This is a genomic window from Comamonas composti DSM 21721 (assembly GCF_000429845.1).
Classification (GTDB): domain Bacteria; phylum Pseudomonadota; class Gammaproteobacteria; order Burkholderiales; family Burkholderiaceae_C; genus Comamonas; species Comamonas composti.
This window is the reverse complement of sequence record NZ_KE386971.1, coordinates 113,548-133,173: the sequence shown is the minus strand read 5'-3', so window position 1 is coordinate 133,173 and position 19,626 is coordinate 113,548. Positions and strand designations below refer to the sequence as shown.

General features: G+C 64.7%; 16 protein-coding genes and 1 riboswitch. Of the genes, 8 read left to right on the top strand and 8 right to left on the bottom strand.

Annotated features, from left to right (window positions below; translation table 11 throughout):
- Positions 1 to 70 precede the first annotated feature (70 nt).
- Complete coding sequence (locus G486_RS0117565) at positions 71 to 1,027, top strand: NAD-dependent epimerase/dehydratase family protein (protein WP_027016698.1); 957 nt, start codon at positions 71 to 73, stop codon at positions 1,025 to 1,027.
- 90 nt (positions 1,028 to 1,117) lie between these two features.
- Here G486_RS0117565 and G486_RS0117560 read toward each other — a convergent pair whose 3' ends face one another.
- Entirely contained in the window at positions 1,118 to 1,801 is a 684-nt protein-coding gene (locus tag G486_RS0117560) for a DUF4124 domain-containing protein (protein ID WP_034388317.1), read from the bottom strand.
- A 101-nt stretch (positions 1,802 to 1,902) separates the two neighbouring features.
- Entirely contained in the window at positions 1,903 to 2,334 is a 432-nt protein-coding gene (locus G486_RS24135) for a hypothetical protein (RefSeq protein WP_156920088.1), read from the bottom strand.
- A 239-nt stretch (positions 2,335 to 2,573) separates the two neighbouring features.
- A riboswitch (FMN riboswitch) is annotated at positions 2,574 to 2,735 on the top strand.
- A 97-nt stretch (positions 2,736 to 2,832) separates the two neighbouring features.
- Here G486_RS24135 and G486_RS0117550 point away from each other — a divergent pair.
- The 3 genes from G486_RS0117550 to G486_RS0117540 all read left to right on the top strand — a co-directional run bounded on the left by G486_RS0117550 (position 2,833) and on the right by G486_RS0117540 (position 6,064).
- Positions 2,833 to 3,357 (top strand): 6,7-dimethyl-8-ribityllumazine synthase, encoded by a 525-nt coding sequence (locus G486_RS0117550; protein WP_027016695.1) that lies wholly within the window; start codon positions 2,833 to 2,835, stop codon positions 3,355 to 3,357.
- Positions 3,358 to 3,520: 163 nt separating this feature from the next.
- The gene (locus tag G486_RS0117545) at positions 3,521 to 4,654 is read left to right on the top strand and encodes a branched-chain amino acid ABC transporter substrate-binding protein (RefSeq protein WP_027016694.1); all 1,134 of its coding nucleotides are present in this window, start codon (positions 3,521 to 3,523) and stop codon (positions 4,652 to 4,654) included.
- A 192-nt stretch (positions 4,655 to 4,846) separates the two neighbouring features.
- Positions 4,847 to 6,064, top strand: a complete 1,218-nt coding sequence (locus G486_RS0117540; protein WP_027016693.1) for a sugar transporter — start codon at positions 4,847 to 4,849, stop codon at positions 6,062 to 6,064.
- A 37-nt stretch (positions 6,065 to 6,101) separates the two neighbouring features.
- On the opposite strand, the gene G486_RS22750 is transcribed toward G486_RS0117540, so the two are convergent.
- Positions 6,102 to 7,865 carry an alpha/beta hydrolase-fold protein gene (locus G486_RS22750; RefSeq protein WP_084455403.1) on the bottom strand — a complete coding sequence of 588 codons (1,764 nt, stop codon included), beginning with the start codon at positions 7,863 to 7,865 and terminating at the stop codon, positions 6,102 to 6,104.
- Between the two features lie 132 nt (positions 7,866 to 7,997).
- Positions 7,998 to 9,986, bottom strand: a complete 1,989-nt coding sequence (locus tag G486_RS0117530; RefSeq protein WP_051303655.1) for a TonB-dependent receptor domain-containing protein — start codon at positions 9,984 to 9,986, stop codon at positions 7,998 to 8,000.
- 84 nt (positions 9,987 to 10,070) lie between these two features.
- On the opposite strand from G486_RS0117530, the gene G486_RS0117525 reads away from it, so the two are divergent.
- The gene (locus G486_RS0117525) at positions 10,071 to 11,141 is read left to right on the top strand and encodes a helix-turn-helix transcriptional regulator (protein ID WP_027016691.1); all 1,071 of its coding nucleotides are present in this window, start codon (positions 10,071 to 10,073) and stop codon (positions 11,139 to 11,141) included.
- Positions 11,142 to 11,478: 337 nt separating this feature from the next.
- On the opposite strand, the gene G486_RS0117520 is transcribed toward G486_RS0117525, so the two are convergent.
- From G486_RS0117520 to G486_RS0117510, 3 genes are all read right to left on the bottom strand, one after another.
- Entirely contained in the window at positions 11,479 to 12,459 is a 981-nt protein-coding gene (locus G486_RS0117520) for a tripartite tricarboxylate transporter substrate binding protein BugE (RefSeq protein WP_034388315.1), read from the bottom strand.
- A gap of 130 nt (positions 12,460 to 12,589) precedes the next feature.
- Positions 12,590 to 13,849: a CaiB/BaiF CoA transferase family protein gene (locus G486_RS0117515; RefSeq protein ID WP_027016689.1), complete on the bottom strand. Its 1,260-nt coding sequence runs from the start codon at positions 13,847 to 13,849 to the stop codon at positions 12,590 to 12,592.
- Between the two features lie 394 nt (positions 13,850 to 14,243).
- Positions 14,244 to 15,440 (bottom strand): acyl-CoA dehydrogenase, encoded by a 1,197-nt coding sequence (locus G486_RS0117510; protein ID WP_027016688.1) that lies wholly within the window; start codon positions 15,438 to 15,440, stop codon positions 14,244 to 14,246.
- Between the two features lie 201 nt (positions 15,441 to 15,641).
- Here G486_RS0117510 and G486_RS0117505 point away from each other — a divergent pair, with 201 nt between their 5' ends.
- Both G486_RS0117505 and tenA read left to right on the top strand, forming a co-directional pair.
- Complete coding sequence (locus G486_RS0117505; protein WP_027016687.1) at positions 15,642 to 16,598, top strand: LysR substrate-binding domain-containing protein; 957 nt, start codon at positions 15,642 to 15,644, stop codon at positions 16,596 to 16,598.
- Positions 16,599 to 16,746: 148 nt separating this feature from the next.
- A complete protein-coding gene (gene tenA, locus G486_RS0117500; protein WP_027016686.1) occupies positions 16,747 to 17,424 on the top strand; it encodes a thiaminase II in 678 nt (225 codons plus the stop codon).
- A 192-nt stretch (positions 17,425 to 17,616) separates the two neighbouring features.
- Here the strand turns inward: tenA and G486_RS0117495 are convergent, their stop codons facing one another.
- A complete protein-coding gene (locus G486_RS0117495) occupies positions 17,617 to 18,546 on the bottom strand; it encodes a LysR family transcriptional regulator (RefSeq protein ID WP_027016685.1) in 930 nt (309 codons plus the stop codon).
- A gap of 86 nt (positions 18,547 to 18,632) precedes the next feature.
- Between G486_RS0117495 and G486_RS22745 the strand changes: the two genes are divergently transcribed.
- The gene (locus G486_RS22745) at positions 18,633 to 19,595 is read left to right on the top strand and encodes a DMT family transporter (protein WP_051303653.1); all 963 of its coding nucleotides are present in this window, start codon (positions 18,633 to 18,635) and stop codon (positions 19,593 to 19,595) included.
- Positions 19,596 to 19,626: the final 31 nt, after the last annotated feature.

Sequence of the window (19,626 nt, the reverse complement as noted above, 5' to 3'; positions counted from 1 at the left end):
ATTCCCCTGGCGGACATGCTGCGGCCGCACTGGCGGCGCGCGGGTGCCGCCCTCGCAACAGGTCAGGATTTTGCCCTCAAATCAAAACCCATTGGGCGCGCTGCCGGCGCGCTTTCGCCGTGAGCGCGTGCTCATCGTAGGTTGTGGCGATGTCGGTCTGCGCGTGGCTTCGGCATTGCAGCACGGCCAGGTCCATACGGGCCGGCGGCCTCGGGTGCTGGCGCTGACGCGTGGCGGGCCGCGCATGGCCGAGCTCAGGATGCGTGGAGTCACGCCCCTGCTTGGCGACCTCGACCAGGCGGCTTCGATCCGGCGGCTGGCAGGGCTGGCCACGCGTATCGTTCATCTGGCGCCTCCGCCGAACTCCTCGCAGGAGCTGGGTCCCTGGTGGCTGGATCCGCGTACCACGGTCTTGCTGCGCGCTCTGCATCTGCGCTCCAGGCCTCGGAGCCTGGTCTACGGATCGACCAGCGGGGTTTATGGCGACTGCAAGGGTGCAAAAGTGTTCGAGAGCCGGCCTGCTGCTCCCTCCACGGCGCGCGCCCAAAGACGTGTGAACGCCGAGCTTGCCGTGCGCTTTGCAGGCCGCCTGGGTCAGCGGGCCAGTATCTTGCGCATCCCCGGCATTTATGCCCCGGACCGCGCAGGCGGCACGCCGCGTGCGCGCCTGCTGCGTGGAACCCCGGTCTTGAGGTCTGAGGATGATGTGTTCACCAGCCACATCCATGCCGACGATCTGGCGCGTGCCTGCCTGCTCGCTCTATGGCGCGGCAGGCCGCAGCGGACCTACAACGTCTGCGACGACAGCGAGCTGCGCATGGGAGACTACTTCGATCTGGCAGCCGACATCTATGGCCTGCCAAGGCCGGCGCGCATCAGTCGTCCCCAGGCCCAGCGCGAGCTGCCCCTCAGCCTGCTGAGCTTCATGGGCGAGTCGCGCAGGCTGGATAACGGCCGTCTGAAGCATGAGCTGGGCCTGAGACTGCGCTACCCTCATGTGGCCCTGGGGCTGAGCGAGGACGGCTAGCGCTTGCCAGGGCGCTGAGCGTCAAGCGTTGCGAGCGACGCTGACGCAGCCAGACAAGAAGATCGCCCCTTGTCGAGAGGCCTCCCGGGGTCAGGGGATGGGGTGAATGCCACCGTTGCGGTCATAGCAGCGAAACACATTGCAGGAGGTGATGGGCGCTGGCGGCGGCTGAGGACGTGGCGGTCTGGGAGCCACGGCCCAGCCGGGGCGGTGGATATGGACTGGTTGCAAGGCCCGGGTTTGCTGCAGCTGCTCATAGGCCTGGGGACTCATGCAGGCCATCTCCATACGCTGCTGAGCCAGCTGGCTGCGGCTGCTCCAGCTGACTGGCTCTGGCTTCTCCTCGGCCAAAATGGCGTCCAGACGGCGCCTGGCAATATCGCAGGCAGGGGAGCTCGCATTGCCGTTCTGGGCCTGAGCACGTTCACGTTCGCGCTTTTCGCGCTGCTCCTGCTGGATGCGGGCGCGGCGCGCAGCTTCGTCACGTGCTAGTTGCTGGTCCAGGCGCTCCAGGGCTTCCTTGGCCTGGGCCCGCTCACGCTCAACCTCTTCTGGCGAAGGCGCAGCCTGGATTTGCAGGCCGGAGTCGGTGGCTGCGCAACTGCCGTTGGTGTAGGTGACCGTTCCCGTCTTGGGGTTGGTGCAGCGCAGTACCTGGGAGCTGGCCTGTGTCGTGCAGAACAGGCCGGCAAGGCATAGCCCCGTGATCACGATCAAGGCCGGTGATGGGCGCAAGAGCCGGGGGTGATAGGCGTGTGTGATTGGCCGCTGCATGGCGGATTCCTCCCTTGAGAGCAAGGCAATGGCGCGATTATCTGTTGCTGGAACTCGTGGCACTCGTGCATGGTTTGCGCTGCGTCCTGGCCTGCGCAAGGTCAGCGCTTTGGGTCCCGTTCGCTGCGGTGCTCGGGTCTGTGCCTGGGACCTGGATGGGAAGGCCTTGCAGACCCTGGAGGCTGGGCTTGGTGCCTGGGTCTGTGATGGCCTTGCCAGCCTGGACGCTGAGGCCGCTCCTGGGGCCGGCCATGCTCACGGTGTCGGTGTTCATGTCTGCGGTGCTGTTCGCGGTAGACGGGCACAGGTCGGTGGTGATGTATGCCAGCGCCCAGCGGAGGCTGCCCGTAATAGGGGGCGTAGTAGGGCGTGTGATAGGTTTCGTAGTAGATGCTTGTGCCGACCCCGATCATCGGAGAGCCTGCACTGTAGTGGTCTGGCGGCGGCAGGACGCAGGCCGTGAGCAGGCTGCTGGCTCCCAGCGCCAGCAAAGCCCGCATGGGAGAGCGAAGTCGCTTGGGTTCGTCGTGCATGTGCAAAGTCTCCTGGGTGGCCGGTGGCAAATGGCCAGATGCATGTCTTGAGGGGGCGCGGGCCTAGCTTCAGCAAGGTCAGTATGAAGGTGATTAACACGTTCTGGTGTTCTCTTAAGACGCGTGCGGCAGGCTTTGCGTTGACAGCCTAGGTCTGGGGCCTCCAAAGCTTTGCTCTTATTACCATTTGCATCGAGCTAGAATGGCCGGGTTCTGCGCGCATCAGCTTGCGCGAAGAACTGCGTTCTCAGGGCGGGGTGAAATTCCCCACCGGCGGTATCCGTGCAGACCAAGGTCTGGTGCGGCAGCCCGCGAGCGCCCGACAGGCCTGCCTGCCGGGGTCAGCAGATCTGGTGAGATGCCAGAGCCGACGGTCATAGTCCGGATGAAAGAGATCGCGCAGCATTTGCATCAACAAGTCCTGTCTTGCACGGAGGCTTGTTGTGCATTGCTGTTGCGCGCGCCCTGATTCTGTTGTCTTCATTCAAAAAGATCATCATGAATCAGACTTTTGCTTCCCTTCCCACCCAGATCAAGCCCGCTGTTTCCAAGGCCGTGGCAGCACGCAGCCGCGTGGCCGTGATCTGCGCGAGCTGGCATACCGATGTGGTGTACAGGGCCCGTGATTCCCTGGCAGCCGAGCTTCAGGCCCATGCCGTGCCTGCAGGCCAGATCGCTCACTTCAATGTGCCGGGTGCATTCGAGATTCCGTTGCTGGCCAAGAAGCTGGCCCAGAGCGGGCGCTTTGACGCCATCATCGCCTGTGCCCTGGTCGTGAATGGCGGCATCTACCGCCATGAGTTCGTCTCGGCAGCCGTCATCGACGGCCTGATGCGCGTGCAGTTGGATACCGATGTGCCGGTGTTCTCGGCCGTGCTCACACCGCGCGACTTCCATGAGCATGGCGACCACATCGAGTTTTTCAGCGCTCATTTTGTGAAAAAGGGTGTTGAAGTTGCCCAGGCCTGCCTGGCGGCACTGACCCAGCTGGATCTGGTCGAGGATCTGTCCAGGGCCGCATAACTCCCATGTACTGGCGCATGAAACACAGTTTGTGCGCCAGTCGCTGAGCGAAAGCGTTGATCCAGGGCCAAGTGTGGCAATGCGGTCACGCGGCATAACGCGCATTGCCAAGCAGTGAAGCGGCGCATAACGTGGCGCTTTTCCTAGCTGTGAGGAGTACGCAATGAAGAGTTTTCGCCAGTTGTGTATCGTGGCCTTGGCATCCGGCATGGGAGCTGGTGCGGCCTGGGCCCAGGAGCAGATCATCCGCATAGGCCATATAGGCCCGGTCTCGGGGCCCCAGGCGCACTTCGGCAAGGATGATGAAAACGGCGTGCGCATGGCCGTGGACGATCTGAATGCCAAGGGCTTCGAGATCGGGGGCAAAAAGGTCAGGTTCCAACTGATTGCCGAAGATGATGTGGCCGATCCCAAGCAAGGCACGGCGGCTGCGCAGAAACTTTGCGATGAGAAAGTGGCTGGCGTGGTCGCCTTTGTGAACTCGGGCGTGGCCATTCCTTCGTCCAAGGTGTTTCAGGACTGCGGCATCCCCATGATTACCGGGGCGGCCACCAACCCCGACCTGACCAAGCCCGGCTGGAACACGACCTACCGCGTGATCGCCAACGACAACGCTCTGGGCGCAGCTCTGGCCAATTACGTGGGCAAGACGGTCAAGCTCAAGAACGTGGCAGTCATCGATGACCGCACGGCTTATGGCCAGGGGCTGGCGAATGTGTTCAAGAAAGAGGCCCAGCAACTGGGGGTGAAAGTCGTGGCCAGCGAGTTCACCAACGACAAGGCCACGGACTTCATGGCCATTCTGACTTCGATCAAGGCCAAGAAGCCCGAAGCCATCTTCTATGGCGGAATGTATGGACAGGCCGGCCCCATGCTGCGCCAGATGGGGCAACTGGGCATGAATGACATCAAGCTGCTTGGCGGCGATGGCATTTGCGTGCTGGAACTGGCCAAGGTGGCTGCAGGGGCCAAGCCCCTGGAGAATGTGGTCTGCGCCGAAGGGGGATCGTCCCTGGCCAAGATGCCTGGCGGCATGGAATGGAAAAAACGCTACGACGCCAAGTTCCCCGGGCAGTTTCAGGTCTACAGCCCTTACTTCTACGATGCCACCATGCTCATGGCCGATGCCATGAAGCGCGCCAACTCCTGGGATCCCAAGGTCTATATTCCCTTTCTGCAAAAGAGCGAATATTCGGGGGTGACCGCCAGGATTGCCTTCGAGAAGAATGGCGAGATGAAAAATCCCACCTACACGCTGAGCGTGTTCAAGAACGGGCAGAAGACGGCTCTGGATTGACTGGGCAGACGCTTGCTCGCAGGCCCGCAGCATGCGGGCTTTTTTACGCAAGGGCAGACGCTGCGGGACTCTCATCGCCAAGGCCTGGGCATAGACCCGCAGACTCCAGGGGGCTTGGCTCTTGCTTGGGCTGGAATGCAAAGCCGGGGAATCAGAATATTGCGCTGCAGCAAATTATTTTTCTGATTTTTCATGACCTCGCCTGCCCCGCCCCCAACCAGTCTTCAGAACCGCTCCTCGGCCCAGGCCTGGGCCAGCGTGATCGCCCTGGCGCTGGCCGCCTTTGTGTTCAACACCACCGAATTTGTGCCCGTGGGCCTGCTCAGCGACCTGGGCACCAGCTTTGGCATGCGCACCGAGCAGGTCGGTTTGATGCTGACCATTTATGCCTGGGTGGTGGCCCTGGCTTCGCTGCCCTGCATGCTGCTCACCCGCCACTGGGAGCGGCGCCGCTTGCTGATGGGGGTGTTTGCGCTGTTCATTGCCAGCCATGCGCTGTCGGCCATGGCCTGGAGTTATGGCGTGCTGCTGGCCAGCCGCATCGGTATTGCCTTGGCGCACGCGGTGTTCTGGTCCATCACGGCCGCGCTGGCCGTGCGCGTGGCGCCCACGGGGCGCAAGACCCAGGCCCTGGGCCTGCTGGCCACCGGCACCACGCTGGCCATGGTGTTGGGCATTCCGCTGGGCCGTGTGGTGGGCGAGGCCCTGGGCTGGCGCACCACGTTTGGCGTCATCGGCGTGGTGGCGCTGGCTGTGATGCTGGTGCTGCGCGCGCTGCTGCCGCCCCTGCCCAGCGAGAACGCGGGCTCGGCCAGCTCCATTCCCGTGTTGCTGCGCCGACCGGCGCTGCTGGCCACTTATGGGCTCTTGATTCTGATGGTGACGGCGCAGTTCACCGTCTACAGCTATATCGAGCCCCTGGTGCAGCAGGTGGGTGGGCTGAGCAACCATGTGACCACCCTGGTGCTGCTGCTGTTTGGCGGCATGGGCATTGTGGGCAGCCTATGCTTTAGCGCCTTTGGCCTGCGTTTTCCGCGCAGCTTTTTGCTGCTGGCGCTGGCGGTGCTGACGGCCAGCCTGTGGCTGCTGCTGCCCAGCACGGCCTGGCTGCCCGGCCTGTATGCGGTGTGTGCCGTCTGGGGCGTGGCCATGTTGTGCATGGCCCTGGTGCTGCAGGCCAAGGTGCTGCGCCTGGCTTCTGACGCCACGGATGTGGGCATGTCGCTGTTTTCCGGCCTGTTCAACGTGGGCATAGGCGCTGGTGCGTTGCTGGGCAGCCAGGTGGGCCTGCACGCCGGCATGCAACACCTGGGCCATGTGGGTGGCAGCCTGGCCTTGCTGGGCCTGCTGTGGTGCGCCTATGCCGGCTGGAAATGGGCGGGCAGCTTTCATCCCGTGCCCCAGCGTTAGCTATGGCCGGCCATGGCCCGTGGTGTGCGCCTGACCATCAGCAGTGCCCGCAGGCAGCCGCCGGGCCGCTGAAGCCCAGGGCCTGCAGGCCGCGCAAAATGGCCTGGTCCCAGGCGTAGTAGTCGTGGCCGCCGGCGAATTCGTCGCTGCTCACCGTGTAGCCCTTGGCCTGCAGCACATTGCGCAGATGGCGGTTGTTGTCCACCAGGCCGCCTTCGCCGTTGACGCCACGCTCCAGCAGGCCATAGCCCAGGTGCCAGCGCACCGGGCGGGTGGGGCTTTGCGCCACCTGCTGCATGAACCAATCGCTTTCGCTCCAGCGGTGCGCTGCCTGGCTGGCCGCGGGTGTGGGTGCCCACCAGTAGGAGCCGGACAGGCTCAGCACATTGCCAAAGGACGCGGGGTGGGCCCAGCCCAGATAGCCCGAGGCCAGGCCGCCGTAGCTGGAGCCGGCCACCACCACCTGGCTGGCATCGCGCGCCAGCGCCGGCGTGCGGGCGCGCAGCCAGGGCAGCAGCTCGGTGGCCAGCATGCGGCCAAAGGCATCGCTGTGCGGGGGCAGTTCCTTGGCGCGGTCCTCGCGCGTGGGATTGGCCACCAACAGCACGGCCATGGGCGGGATGAGGCCTTGCGCTATCCAGGCTTCCAGGCGCTGGGGCAGTTGCACCCGTTCCAGATAGGCCTCGCGGTCAAACAACAGCAGCAGGGGCAGGCTGCCTGGGGCATGGCTGCCGGGCGGCAGATAGAGGCTGAGGCTGCGTTGCTTGTCCAACTGGCTGCTGGCAAAGCGCAGGTGCTGCAAGCTGCCCTTTAACGCGGGCAGCGCTGCGTCGCTGGCCTGGTTGCGCAGTGGGCCGCTGGCGGGAATGTCCAGGGCCGAGCGCTGGGCATGGCGGGCGGCTTCGCTGTCGGCAGCGAGGTCCGGGTTGCCCGCATGCCAGACATGGGGGTTGAGGGCATCGCGCTGGGCGGCCAACTGCTGGGTTTGCATCTGCTGCATGCGGCTGGGGGCCTGGCCCGCGGCTGCGGGGTAGCGCAGCGGGTCCACCACCAGTTGGTAGGCGGCGCGCAGGCCGCGTGGCAGCGGCAGGCTGAGCTGCCAGATATCCGTGCCCGGCAGCTGCTGCAGCTGGAAGGGCGAGTCCGAGCGCATGGCCCAGTCCAGCCGCACCAGGTGGGCCTGGTCGGCCGTACCGGCCGGTGCGCGCCACAAAAAGGTGGTCAACACCTCCTGGGAATGGGGCAGGGGCTCCAGCAGCGGTGTGCCTTGGGCCTGCACGCTGCGCCAGAAGTTTTGAATCAAACTGGCCTTTTGCGCAGCACCGGCCTGCGCTAGCTGCTCCTGAAGCTGAAGCAAGAGTGGCGAGTGCAACGGGCTGCTTGCCGGTGCTGCAGGCGTGGCTCCGGTGGCGGGCAGGTCGCGCTGGGCGGGGGCGCTGGTGCGCAGCTGCCACTGCAGGGGCGCGGCATCCGGGCCTGGCGTGAAATAGGGGTTGCGGGCCTGTAACCGGTAGTGGCCGGCGCTGGTGGTGGCCCAGCCCAGCTCCTGGCGGCCGTTGTGCACCGCAGGCCATTGGCGCAGCAACTGCCCGTCCGGGCCGAATAGCTGCACCTCATGGGCGTGGCTTCCGCCCTCCAGCGTCCACAGCAGCAGCTGTCCGGCCGGAGCCTGGATGTGCAGCACCGGGCCTTGCAGGGGCTGGTCGCAGCGCTGCCAGTGTTGGGGGGCAGGGGCCGCCTGGGCCTGGCAGCGCAGCCCCGCTGTGTCTGCAGGGCCTGCGGCCAGGGCAGAGGGCAGCACGGCGGCGGCGAGGCCGCAGGCGATCAGCCCGCGCAGTCCGTGTAAGGGTTGGAAGGGTTGAAAGGAGCGCAGGGGGCGTGGGAGAAAACGGTGTGAAAACATGGAGGGCATGGCAGGGCAAGCGGAAGGGGATCAGAACTGGGCGTTCAGCGACAGATAGATGCGGCGGCCTTCCTCGCTGTAATCGCTGGCGTTGATGCGCTCGAAGCTGCGGTTGGCCAGGTTCAAGATACCGGTGCGCAGCGTGGTGCTGGGGCTGATTTTCCAGGCCGCGCTCAGGTCCACCAGGCCATGGCCGGGCTTGCGCACGGTGTTGGCGGTGTTCAGCGGCTGCGCGCTTTGCAAGCGCCAGTTGGCAGCCAGGCTCCATTGCGCATTCAGGCGCCAGTCGGCGGCCACGTTGAGGTTGTGGCGCGAGCGATTGAGCAGCGGTGTGTGCACTGCCTTGCTGGTGTTCTTGGCCGAGAGATAGGTGTAGCTGCTTTTGAAGCCCAGGTCGGCCGTGGCCTGCCATTTCCAGCTGGCTTCCAGCCCCCGGGTGCGGGCGCTGTTGATGTTCTGGTAGCTGAAGATGGGGCGGCCATCGGGCAAAAAGCCGACAAAGTTGTCAAAGCCCGGGGCCAGGGCCGCATCGCGGGTGCGGCTTTCGATGTCGATCATGTTCTTCAGCTTGGTGTCGAACACGGTGACGCTGGCGTTGTGTGCGCCCTGCTGGTATTGCAGGCCGATTTCCTTGCTCAGCGCGGTTTCGGGCTTCAGGTCCTTGCTGCCAATGATGTAGCAACCGCTGGTGGCGCTGCCGCAGGATACCGAGCCCCAATGGGGGCTGTTTTGCACCAGGGTGGGCGTGCGAAAGGCCCGCGAGACCCCGCCCTTGATGGTCCATGCCGGGTTCAGGTGGAAGACACCGTAGGCGCGGGGGCTGTGGTTGCCGCCAAAGTTCTCGTGGTGGTCAAAACGGTCACCCAGCGTAATGGCCAGGCGCTCGCTGAGGCGGATTTCATCTTCCACAAACAGCGCATATTGGCTGACCGAGGTGCTGGGGTTGCCTTGGGTGGAGGACACACCCGGCCAGCCGCTGAGGTTGGCGGGGTCGTAGAGTTTTTCCTTGCGGGCATCAAAGCCCACGGTGAGGAATTGATTGCTCCAGTCCACCGGAAAGCTGGCCTTGCCATTCAGGGCATAGCTGTTGGAGTGGTTGGGATTGTTCTGGGTGTCGATCATGCCCTTGAGGTTGCGGATCTCGTCGGCGCTCAGCGTCAGCTCGGTGGTGGCTGCGCCCCAGTTGCCCTTGTGGCGCAGCGCAAAGGCATCGCGCTCCATGGTGTACATGCCCTGGGTCTTGCTGCTGGTGTCGGCATCGAAGGTGACGTTCTGGCGGGCATCGGGCCGCCAGGCCAGCTGGCCGCCGGCATGGCGGTTGCGGGTGCGGGCAAACAGCGGGTAGCCGGCGTTGAAGCCGCTCTCGGCCTTGCTGTCCGAGCGGTGGTCGTAGTTGCCGTAGAGCTTGATGCCCAGGCGCTCGCTCACCAACGGGCCGCTGAGCAAAAAGCCCAGCTTCTGGCTGTCGGCCAGGTCGCGGTCCTGCTGCAGCACGGTTTCGGCCGTGACCGAGCCCTTCCAGCGCGTACCCACGGGTTTGGTGATGATGTTGATCACCCCGCCTATGGCGTCGGCGCCATACAGCGAGGACATGGGGCCACGCACCACTTCCACGCGCTCGATATCGTCCAGCGGCACCCAGCCGCTGTCATAGGCCGCGCCGCCGCGGAACATGGAGGTGCTGGCGTTGACGCGTTTGCCATCGATCAGCATCAGCGTGTAGGCCTGGTCAAAGCCGCGCATCTGTATGGTGGGCGAGCCATTGGCGCTGCGGTTCAGCGTCACCCCTTCCACGCCGGCCAGCAGCTCGGCCAGCTCATGGGAAGGGCGGCTGCGCAATTCCTCCTGGGTGATGACGGAAATGCTGGCCGGTGCGTCCTTGATATCCACCGCGCTGCCGCTGGCGGTGACCACCACCGTGCCCAGCGGGTCCTGAGGGGGAGCAGCGGTCTGGGCATGGGAGAGGTTGGCGGCTGCGCACAGGCAGGCCAGGGAGAGGGGGCGCAAGACTGAGGACATGAGAAGAACGCCGGGGTGGCATGTGCTTAAATGAGAATCAATTTTATTTGTCCGCCTGATTCACGCCGTCTGGCATCTTGCAACATGTCTGCTATTGCATCCAAAAACCTCGGTTTTCACTCCGCTTGCCCGCATTTGCTGCAAGTGTCCGATCTGGAGCGCTCTCTGGAATTTCTTGGCCGGGAGTACATCGTGGGTGATCTGGCTGTCACGTCTGCCACTGATTTGCTCCAGGGCAGCATGAAAATCGACTGCGTGCAGCCGGGCATGGTGCTCTACCGCACCAGGGTGCAGGACTTGCGCACCATGCGCACCTCGAATCTGCTGTATCCGGGGCTGAAGATCGCATTGCTGCTGGAGGGCGAGACCGAGCTCTCCTACGGCGGTCTGAGGCTGCATCTGCGTGCGGGCCAGGCAGGGCAATGTGCGGCCGTGGTGGCGCTGACGCGCACCGATCGTTTTATGCGCCAGTGGCGCGCTGGCCGGCGCGAGCGCAAGCTCATTCTCACGCTGACTCCGCAATGGCTGGAGCAGGCCGGCGTGATGCGCGAGACCATGGCCGAGTTCATGACCCGGCATCTCGCCTACTCTTGCTGGCAGCCCTCGGCGCGGGTGCTGGCCCTGGCCGATCAACTGCATCGTGGCCGAACCCTGCCTGCGCATCTGCAGATGCTGTGGACGCAAAGCCGCTGCCTGGAGATCGTGCTCGAGGCCATTGCCGGCGTGAGCCGTGCGGCTGCGGCCAAGGGTTTGGCGCTTGCTCCGTCCGCGGCAGGCGGGGAGGAGATCTCTCCCGCGCTGGCACCGGTGCGCAATGTGGCGGCTCAGCCGTATCTGCGCCTGGCGGCCTTGCGCGACTGGCTTTGCACTTCGGCCGCCGATGGCATGGACATGGCCCGGATCGCCCGGCATGCAGGCATGAGCCTCGCGCATCTGCAGCGGCATTTTCCTGCGGTCGCAGACGGGCAGAGTCTGGGGCGCTTTGTGCGTGCACAGCGCCTGCAAAGAGCGCGTGCCGCGCTGGAGCAGGGGCAGGTGACGGTGGCCCAGGCCGCGCAGCTGGCCGGCTATCGCAGCAGCTCCCATTTCTCGGGGGCGTTCCAGGCGCACTTCGGCTGCAGCCCATCGGCGCTCAAGGCCAGGCTTGGGCCTTAGAACGTGTTTACGATCTCTACGCTGCCGCGTTGGAGCGCAATCGGGATGAGTTCGAGTCGATGGGCCGCAGCTTGCACCGGGGTGCAAGCAAGCTTTAGCGCTAGAAAATAGCCCGATTTCGCTCCAACCCTTCGGGCCAGTGCCTTTGCGGGCGGTCTGCCGCTTTGCGAATCCTCGCAATAGCACGGCTATTGCTGCGGTGTCGCGCCTTGCATCCCAACCCGCACAGACACTGGCGCGGCGCCGAGGAGATCGTAAACACGTTCTTAGATCGTGAACACGCTCTTAGGCTTTGGGCCATGCCCCTGGCCGGGCATCCAGGGGCTTCGGCAGATTCTCAATCCATGGTCAGCTTCTGCTTGACCACGACCTCCTTGTAGACCGCGAGCTCTTCCTGCATCTGCTTGGCAAAGGCTTCAGGCGTGTCGGCCACGATCATGGAGCCTGTCTCCTCGATGCGCTTTTTCACGGCCGGGTCTTGCAAGACCTTGTGTGTGGCCGCGTTGATCTTGTCCACGAGTTCGCGCGGCATGTTCTTGGGGCCCACGATGCCGTAGTAGGCCATGCGGTTGACCTGTGGCAGGCCTACCTCCTTGAAGGTGGGTACATCGGGCAGGGAATCCAGGCGCTGGGGAGCGGCCACGACAATGGGGATGAGGCGCTTTTCCTTCACAAATCCCAGGGTGGAGGGCAGGTTGTCGAAAATCAGAGGAACCTGGCCGGCGACCGCATCGTTGAGTGCAGGGCCGCTGCCGCGGTAGGGCACGTGGGTGACATCGGTGCTGGTGGCAAGCTTGTACATCTCCATCATCAAGTGCGTGATGCTGCCGTTGCCGGGCGAGGCATAGGAGAACTTGCCGGGGTTTTGTTTGATCTGGGCCAGGAATTCCTGGTAGTTCTTGGCCGGGAATTTCGGGTTGGCCGCAATGATGTTGGGTGTGGCAGCGATGTTCACAATGGGCGTGAAGTCGGTGGCCACGTTGTAGCTGATCTTTGGGTTGATGGCCGGATTGGTGGCCGTGGTCGAGACCGTGGCAATGCCCAGGTTGTAGCCATCGGGCTGGGCGCGTGCCGTTTCCGCTGCACCGATGGCGCCGCCTCCACCGCCCTTGTTTTCCACGATCACGGGCTGGCCCAGGGCGCGGCCCAGGGGCTCGGCCACGATGCGTGCAATCAGGTCCGTGGTGCCGCCGGCGGCAAACGGAACCAGCAGGCGTATGGGCTTGCTGGGGTAGTTGCTCTGGGCCAGAGCCGTGCCACTCAGGGCCAGGCTGATCAACAGGCCGCGGGCCAGGGTTGAGGTGGGTGAAAATTGCATGCTTTGTCTCCTTGGGTCAGGTGGTAGGTTCAGCGCGTGAGGCGCTGGGGGAAAAGGCAAGCCATGGGCCGGTGTGTCCGGCCTCTGTCGTGGGCTTGTCCAGGGGCGCTGGCATGGCGCGGTGGCGCGCTCAGATCACGGCATTGCCCCGAAGCTCGGCTATGTGCGCGGGCGTCAGTCCCATCTCGGCCAGCACTTCGTCGGTGTGCTGACCAAGGGCTGGCGGCGCTCTGTGCAGCACCGGCGGCGTGCCCTGAAGGCGCAGCGGGCTGGCCACGCCGGCCACATCGGGCAGGCCGGGCTGGCCGCTGGGCAACTGCACGCGAATGCCACGGGCCCGGACCTGGGGATCGTCAAAGGCCTGGGCCACGGTGTTGATGGGGCCGCAGGGCACGGCCTTGTCTTCGAACAGCGCAATCCAGTCCTGGGTGCCACGGGTTTGCATCAGCGGCACCATCAGCGCCAGCAGCGCGCTGCGGTTTTGCACGCGTGCGGTGTTGGTGGCAAAGCGTGCGTCCTGCGCCCAGGCCGGCTGGCCCACGGCGGCGCAAAAGCGGGCGAACTGGCCGTCGTTGCCAATGGCCAGCAGCACATTGCCGTCGCGGGTCTTGAAGTCCTGGTAGGGCGCCAGGCTGGGGTGGATGTTGCCGGCCCGGGCCGGTGCCTTGTCCGTGGCCAGATAGCCTGCGGCCTGGTTGGCCAGCACGGCCATGCCCACATCCAGCAAGGCCATGTCGATGTACTGGCCCTGGCCTGTGCCGCAGCGCGCGTTGTCGCGGGCATTGAGCGCGGCAAGGATGGCGTTGCTGGCATACAGGCCGGTGAACACATCGATCACGGCCACGCCCACCTTCAAGGGGCCGCCGCCGGGTTCGCCATCGGCATGGCCGGTGATGCTCATCAGCCCGCACATGGCTTGCACCATCAGGTCGTAGCCGGCACGTTCGGCATAGGGCCCATCCTGGCCAAAGCCGGTGATGGAGCAGTAGATCAGCCTGGGGTTCAAGGCCTTGAGGCTGTCGTAGTCCAGGCCGTATTGCGCCAGGCCCCCGACCTTGAAGTTCTCCACCACCACATCGGCCTCGGCTGCCATGCGGCGCAGCAGGGCCTGGCCCTCGGGGTGGGCCATGTCCACGGTGATGCTGCGCTTGTTGCGGTTGCAGGCCGTGAAATAGCTGGCCTCGCGTGTGTCGTTGCCGGCCGCGTCCTTCAAAAACGGAGGGCCCCAATGGCGCGTATCGTCGCCCGCCACCGGGCGTTCGACCTTGATCACATCGGCGCCCAGGTCGGCCAGCATCTGCGTGGCCCAGGGGCCGGCCAGCACGCGGGACAGGTCCAGCACCTTGATGCCAGCCAGCGCGGCTTGGGCGGGGATTGCAGAGGCGTTCATATCCAGTCGATCCGGAAAAGTGCAGAGCAAAAGCTCTCAAAAAAGAAGCGGCTTGCGCGCTATGTGCTTGGGTTCTGAGTCGAAATCAACCCAGAACCCAATTCATCAGCGCTAAGGTGGCTATGAAATAAATAGCTGACCCAGAAGAGTGCCAGGGCTGACGCATCCCACCAGCGCAAGCAGAGCCCGGGAGGGTTAGGAGGGGGGCTACCTGTGTGAGCCCCCATCCCCGCCTTCCCCCGGCGGGGGAAGGAGTCATACCGGCAGGCACGGCGGATGTACGGGCTGGGCTAGCGAAACCACAGTCCAGCGGTGCAGACAAGTCCTGAGACAAGGCGTGAGCGCTACGACCAGGCTCCATAACGACGTATCAGGGCTTGTATGCGCCGCGACCTCAGTTAGAAAAAGCTGCGATGCCGGTTTGTGCGCGGCCCAAGATCAAGGCATGCACATCGTGCGTGCCTTCATAGGTATTCACCACTTCCAGGTTCACCAGATGGCGGGCCACGCCGAACTCGTCGGAGATGCCGTTGCCGCCCATCATGTCGCGTGCCAGGCGGGCAATGTCCAGCGACTTGCCGCAGTTGTTGCGCTTGATCAGCGAGGTGATTTCCACCACGTTCTGGTGCTCGTCCTTCATTCGGCCCACGCGCAGGGCGGCTTGCAGGCCCAGGGTGATTTCGGTCTGCATATCGGCCAGCTTTTTCTGGATCAGCTGGTTGGCGGCCAGGGGGCGGCCAAACTGCTTGCGGTCCAGCGTGTACTGGCGGGCGGTGTGCCAGCAGAACTCGGCCGCACCCATGGCGCCCCAGGCAATGCCGAAGCGGGCGCTGTTCAGGCAGGTGAAGGGGCCCTTCAAGCCACGGATCTCGGGGAAGGCGTTTTCTTCGGGCACGAAGACATCGTCCATGACGATTTCACCGGTGATGGAGGCGCGCAGGCCCACCTTGCCGTGGATGGCGGGGGCCGACAGGCCCTTCATGCCCTTGTCCAGGATGAAGCCGCGAATCTGGCCCACAGCGCCGCCTTCGGACACTTCCTTGGCCCAGACCACGAACACGTCGGCCACCGGGCTGTTGGTGATCCACATCTTGCTGCCCTTGAGCTTGTAGCCGCCGTCAACCTTGTAGGCGCGGGTGGCCATGGAGCCGGGGTCGGAGCCGTGGTCGGGTTCGGTCAGGCCAAAGCAGCCGATGAACTCGCCGCTGGCCAGCTTGGGCAGGTATTTCTGCTTTTGCGCTTCGGTGCCGAATTCGTTGATGGGCACCATCACCAGGGAGGACTGCACCGAGGCCATGGAGCGGTAGCCGCTGTCCACGCGCTCGATTTCGCGGGCCACCAGGCCGTAGCTCACATAGTTCAGGCCAGCGCCGCCGTATTCGGTGGGAATGGTGGGGCCTAACAGACCCAGCTCGCCCATCTCACGGAAGATGCTGATGTCGGTTTTTTCGTGGCGGAACATCTCCAGCACGCGCGGCGCCAGCCTGTCCTGGCAGTAATCGCGCGCGGCGTCGCGGATCATGCGCTCGTCCTCGCTCAGTTGCTGGTCCAGCTGAAAAGGGTCGTCCCATTGAAAGCTGTTGCGTGCCATGTCGTCCATCTCCTAACAAGAAATTCAAGTTCCAGGGCGCGAGAGCGCGGCCCTTGTCGGTCTGGCGGCGATCTTAGAAGCCGGTCGCTGGCTTGCGCAAACGATGATTGCGCATCCATGAATGAGAAAAATGCATGTATAACCAATGTGGTTCGGGTTATTCCCAGGGATTTATTTTGAAAAATGCATTGAATGCATGTCATGCGTAGAGCTTTGCCATCCACCCAAGCCCTGGCCTGCTTCGAATCGGCCGCCCGCCATGTGAGCTATACCAAGGCCGCGCAGGAGTTGTCGCTCACCCAAAGTGCGGTCTCGCGCCAGATCATTGCGCTGGAGGAGTTTCTGGGCGTGCCCTTGTTCAAGCGCACGCGCCACGGCGTGCTGCTCACCGAGGCCGGCGCCCAATATGCGCAGCAGGTCTCGCGCTGGCTGCACGGCCTGGAGCGTGACACGCTGGACATGATGGCCCGCCAGGGAGAGGGCGGCACGCTGAGCCTCGCGGCCGTACCCACATTCGCCACGCGCTGGCTGCTGCCGCGCCTGCCCGAGCTGACCCGGGAGAATCCGGACATCACCGTGCACATCGATGTGCAGACCCGGCCCTTTCTGTTTGCGGATACGGTGTTCGATGCCGCCTTGTATGCGGGCACACGCGAGCAGGTGGCGCGCTGGCCCGGCGTGCAGACCAGGTGGCTCATGGACGAGGAAGTCGTGCCCGTGTGCAGCCCCCAGTTGCTGGCCACGGCCCAGTCGCGCGAACCCGGCCGTGCCTGGCTGCCCGTGGGCCCCGAAGTGCTGGCCCGCATGCCGCTGTTGCAGCAAAGCACGCGTGCCCATGGCTGGCAGCAATGGTTCGACGCCATGGGCGTGAATGCGCCGCGTGCGCTGGACGGCATGCGGCTGGAGCTTTTCTCCATGCTGGCCGTGGCCGCCAGCCAGGGCCTGGGCGTGGCCCTGATGCCGCCCATGCTCATCGAGGCCGAGCTCGCGCGCGGCGATCTCATCATTGCCTGCGCACAGCCGCTGCGCGGCAACCGTGCCTACTATCTGGTCACACCCGAGTTGGCGGCCGAGGCCCAGCCTGCGCCCGCGCTGCGCATCTTTTCGCAATGGCTGCAGCGCAAGGCCGCACAGGCCCGGGGCGAGCGCCCGGCCTGACCGTGTCTCTCTCATCTCCCGGGCCGAACGCTGCTGAGGAAAGTAAGGCCATGCTGGCAATCCCCGGGTATTCATCCCAAAATGACCGTTCACCCCAGTCTGCGCAAGCGTGGGCTGCTATGCATTTGTTTGAGTAGGAAGAGTTTGCATGTCTTTCAGCCAAAGCCTTTGGCAGGCCAATGAGGCCTTGTACCAGGCGACCTTGGAGTTGCCGTTCAATCAGGAGCTTGCTGCCGGCACGCTCAGCATGGAGCGCTTTCGCCACTACATGATCCAGGACGCGCACTACCTGGTCGCCTATGGCCGCGCGCTGGCCGTGACCGCGGCCAAGTCCGACAACGCCGAAGGCGTGGTGCAGTTCGCGAATGCAGCCAACGAGGCCGTGGTCGTGGAGCGCAGCCTGCACGACGGCTTCATGCGCGACTTCGGCATCACGGCCGATCAGTTCGCAGCCACACCGCTCACACCTGCCTGCCACCACTACACCAGCTATCTTGTGGCTACGGCCTGGAGCTCCTCCTATCCCGTGGCCGTGGCGGCTTTGCTGCCGTGCTTCTGGATCTATGCCGAAGTCGGGCGCGACATCCATGCACGCTCGGCCCCGGGCAACCCCTATCAGGCCTGGGTGGACACCTATGCGGGCGAGCACTTTCATGCGGCCGTGCGCGGCGTCTGCACCACCGTGGACCGGCTGGCCGAGCAGGCCAGCGAGCCGACCCGCGCGGCCATGCACGCCGCCTATACCGATGCCGCCCGCCTGGAGTGGCTGTTCTGGGACAGCGCCTACCGGCTGGCGGACTGGCCGCAGGGAATGGGCACCCCCTGAGCCGCTTCGCGCCTTCTTCAGCTCGCTTCAGACCGGGGCTGATGCATGGAGACATGCTTTGCCTAAAAAATAAGCACTGCTTGAGATTGTCAGGAACATCAAGCACTTAAGCCGCTTATCCAGGCCGTGCCTGACAGTTGTCCACAAGCTTGTGGCCGGGCTTTGGGGAGAACTACGCCATGGTCTACAGACTCAGCTGTGTGGGGTGAGATGGTCGATCAGCGCCCTAACCTTCAGTGGCAAATGGCGTGTGGGCGGGTAGAGTGCATAGGCTGTGCGCGGGGCATAGGCGCCGGCCAGTTGCCAGCCGGGAAACAACTGCACCAGCTGGCCCTGGGCCAGCGCGGCCTTGGCAGCAAAGTCGGCCACGATGCCCACGCCCTGGTGTTGCTGGGCCAGAGCTAGAATGCCCACGCTGTTGGTGATGGACAGCGGGGTGTGCACACGTACCTCCTGGGCTGCCAGGGTTAGGGCCGCCATGTCAACGGGCTCCCAGCGCAGCTGGTTTTGAAACTCGCCATAGCCCAGGGTGATGCAGGGTAGGCTCGCCAGGTCGCTGGGGTGTTCCAGCGGCGCGGGCAGCAGGCGCAAGCATTCGGGCGAGGCCACGGCGATATAGCGCACCTGGCACAGGGCCCGCGCCACCATGCCGGGCGGCAGCTGGGCTGGCATGGTCAGGCGTATGGCCAGGTCGAGGCCTTCTTCGGTCAGGTCCTGCATGCGGTCCGTCAGCTGCACGGCCACCTCCACCTCCGGCCAGCGTGCACGAAAGGCTGGCAGCTGCGGCGCCAGCCAGATTTCTCCAAACACCTCGGGCGCCGTCATCCTCACCTTGCCGCGCGGAGTGTCGCCATAGTGGCCGGCCGTGGCATGGATTTCACGCGCCAGCTGGGCCATCTGGGCGCAGCCAGCATAAACCTCGGCCCCCAATTCGGTCAGCGAGATGGAGCGGGTGGTGCGGTGCAGCAGCCTGGCACCCCAGTGGGCCTCCAGCCGGCCCACGCTGCGGCTGACGGCCGAGGTGGTCAGCTCCAGCTGGCGCGCGGCAGCGGCAAAGCCGCGCAGCTCCACCACGGTGGCAAACACCAGCATCTCGGGCACCAGGGCGTGTTCGTTGCGCATATATCCGCTGACTGTTGAATGGAGCGCAATAGTAATTTGAATGGGAGCTAATTGATGATCTTCATGCAATGCGAGACGCTAGCGCCATGAAAACATTGCATTCCCATGGCGCTGCAAACCCTGGCGCCGACCATTCCCCAGCCTGCGGTGCTGCTGCGACGACTCCCCAGGGCGGAACCTGGCGCATGGTGCTGGCCATGGCGCTGTCGGGCACCATAGGCCTGCTGGTGGTGGAGAGCGGGCTGCCCGTGCTGCTGGTGGTGTGGCTGCGTTGTCTGTTGGGCGGCTTGGGTCTGGCAGCCTGGCTGTTGTGCGCACGCCAATGGGTGGTGCCCACGGGCCGCGAATGGGGCTGGGTGCTGCTGGGCGGTGCGGCCCTGGTGGGCAACTGGCTGGCCTTGTTCAGCGCCTACCGCTACAGCAGCATTGCCGTGGCCACGGTGGTCTACCACGTTCAGCCGTTTTTGCTGTTGGTGCTGGTGGCCGTTTTCCAGGGCCAGGCCTTGCCGCTGCGCCGTCTGCCCTGGCTGGGTCTGGCTCTGGTCGGTGTGGCGCTGAGCAGCGGCCTTGATGGGGGCCAGGCCAGCACCACCTCCGGGGCCGGTGTGGCGCTGGCGCTGCTGGCGGCCAGCCTGTATGCCGTGGCCACGCTGCTCACCCAGCGGCTGCAGCGCATTCCTGCAGCCCAGATCGCCATGCTGCAAATGGCCGTAGGTGGGCTGCTGCTGGCCGGGCCGGCCTGGCTGGAAGGTGGCGCCGCCGACTTCACCGCCAGGGCCTGGACGGCGGTGCTGGTGCTGGGTCTGGTGCACACGGCCTGCATGTACACGCTGATGTATGCCGCCTTTCAGCGCCTGCCGGCCCAGGCCATTGCCGGCCTGTCCTTTATCTACCCCGCCATGGCCTTGCTGGTGGACTTGCTGTGGTTTGGTGCCCGGCCCACGCCGGGGCAATGGCTGGGCATGGCGGTGATTCTGGGCGCAGTCTGGGGCTGGCGGCGTGGGGCTGAAAAATCCAAGCCCAAACAGGCGGTAACACAGGGTAAATAAGCATGGGTAGCTTTTGTTCCGAGAGCAAGGC

Coding starts and splice junctions, on each gene's coding strand:
- G486_RS0117560 (WP_034388317.1), bottom strand. CDS start 1,801: ATGCAGCGGCCAATCACACACGCCTATCACCCCCGGCTCTTGCGCCCA.
- G486_RS24135 (WP_156920088.1), bottom strand. CDS start 2,334: ATGCACGACGAACCCAAGCGACTTCGCTCTCCCATGCGGGCTTTGCTG.
- G486_RS0117550 (WP_027016695.1), top strand. CDS start 2,833: ATGAATCAGACTTTTGCTTCCCTTCCCACCCAGATCAAGCCCGCTGTT.
- G486_RS0117545 (WP_027016694.1), top strand. CDS start 3,521: ATGAAGAGTTTTCGCCAGTTGTGTATCGTGGCCTTGGCATCCGGCATG.
- G486_RS0117540 (WP_027016693.1), top strand. CDS start 4,847: ATGACCTCGCCTGCCCCGCCCCCAACCAGTCTTCAGAACCGCTCCTCG.
- G486_RS0117530 (WP_051303655.1), bottom strand. CDS start 9,986: ATGTCCTCAGTCTTGCGCCCCCTCTCCCTGGCCTGCCTGTGCGCAGCC.
- G486_RS0117525 (WP_027016691.1), top strand. CDS start 10,071: ATGTCTGCTATTGCATCCAAAAACCTCGGTTTTCACTCCGCTTGCCCG.
- G486_RS0117520 (WP_034388315.1), bottom strand. CDS start 12,459: ATGCAATTTTCACCCACCTCAACCCTGGCCCGCGGCCTGTTGATCAGC.
- G486_RS0117515 (WP_027016689.1), bottom strand. CDS start 13,849: ATGAACGCCTCTGCAATCCCCGCCCAAGCCGCGCTGGCTGGCATCAAG.
- G486_RS0117510 (WP_027016688.1), bottom strand. CDS start 15,440: ATGGCACGCAACAGCTTTCAATGGGACGACCCTTTTCAGCTGGACCAG.
- G486_RS0117505 (WP_027016687.1), top strand. CDS start 15,642: ATGCGTAGAGCTTTGCCATCCACCCAAGCCCTGGCCTGCTTCGAATCG.
- tenA (WP_027016686.1), top strand. CDS start 16,747: ATGTCTTTCAGCCAAAGCCTTTGGCAGGCCAATGAGGCCTTGTACCAG.
- G486_RS0117495 (WP_027016685.1), bottom strand. CDS start 18,546: ATGCGCAACGAACACGCCCTGGTGCCCGAGATGCTGGTGTTTGCCACC.
- G486_RS22745 (WP_051303653.1), top strand. CDS start 18,633: ATGAAAACATTGCATTCCCATGGCGCTGCAAACCCTGGCGCCGACCAT.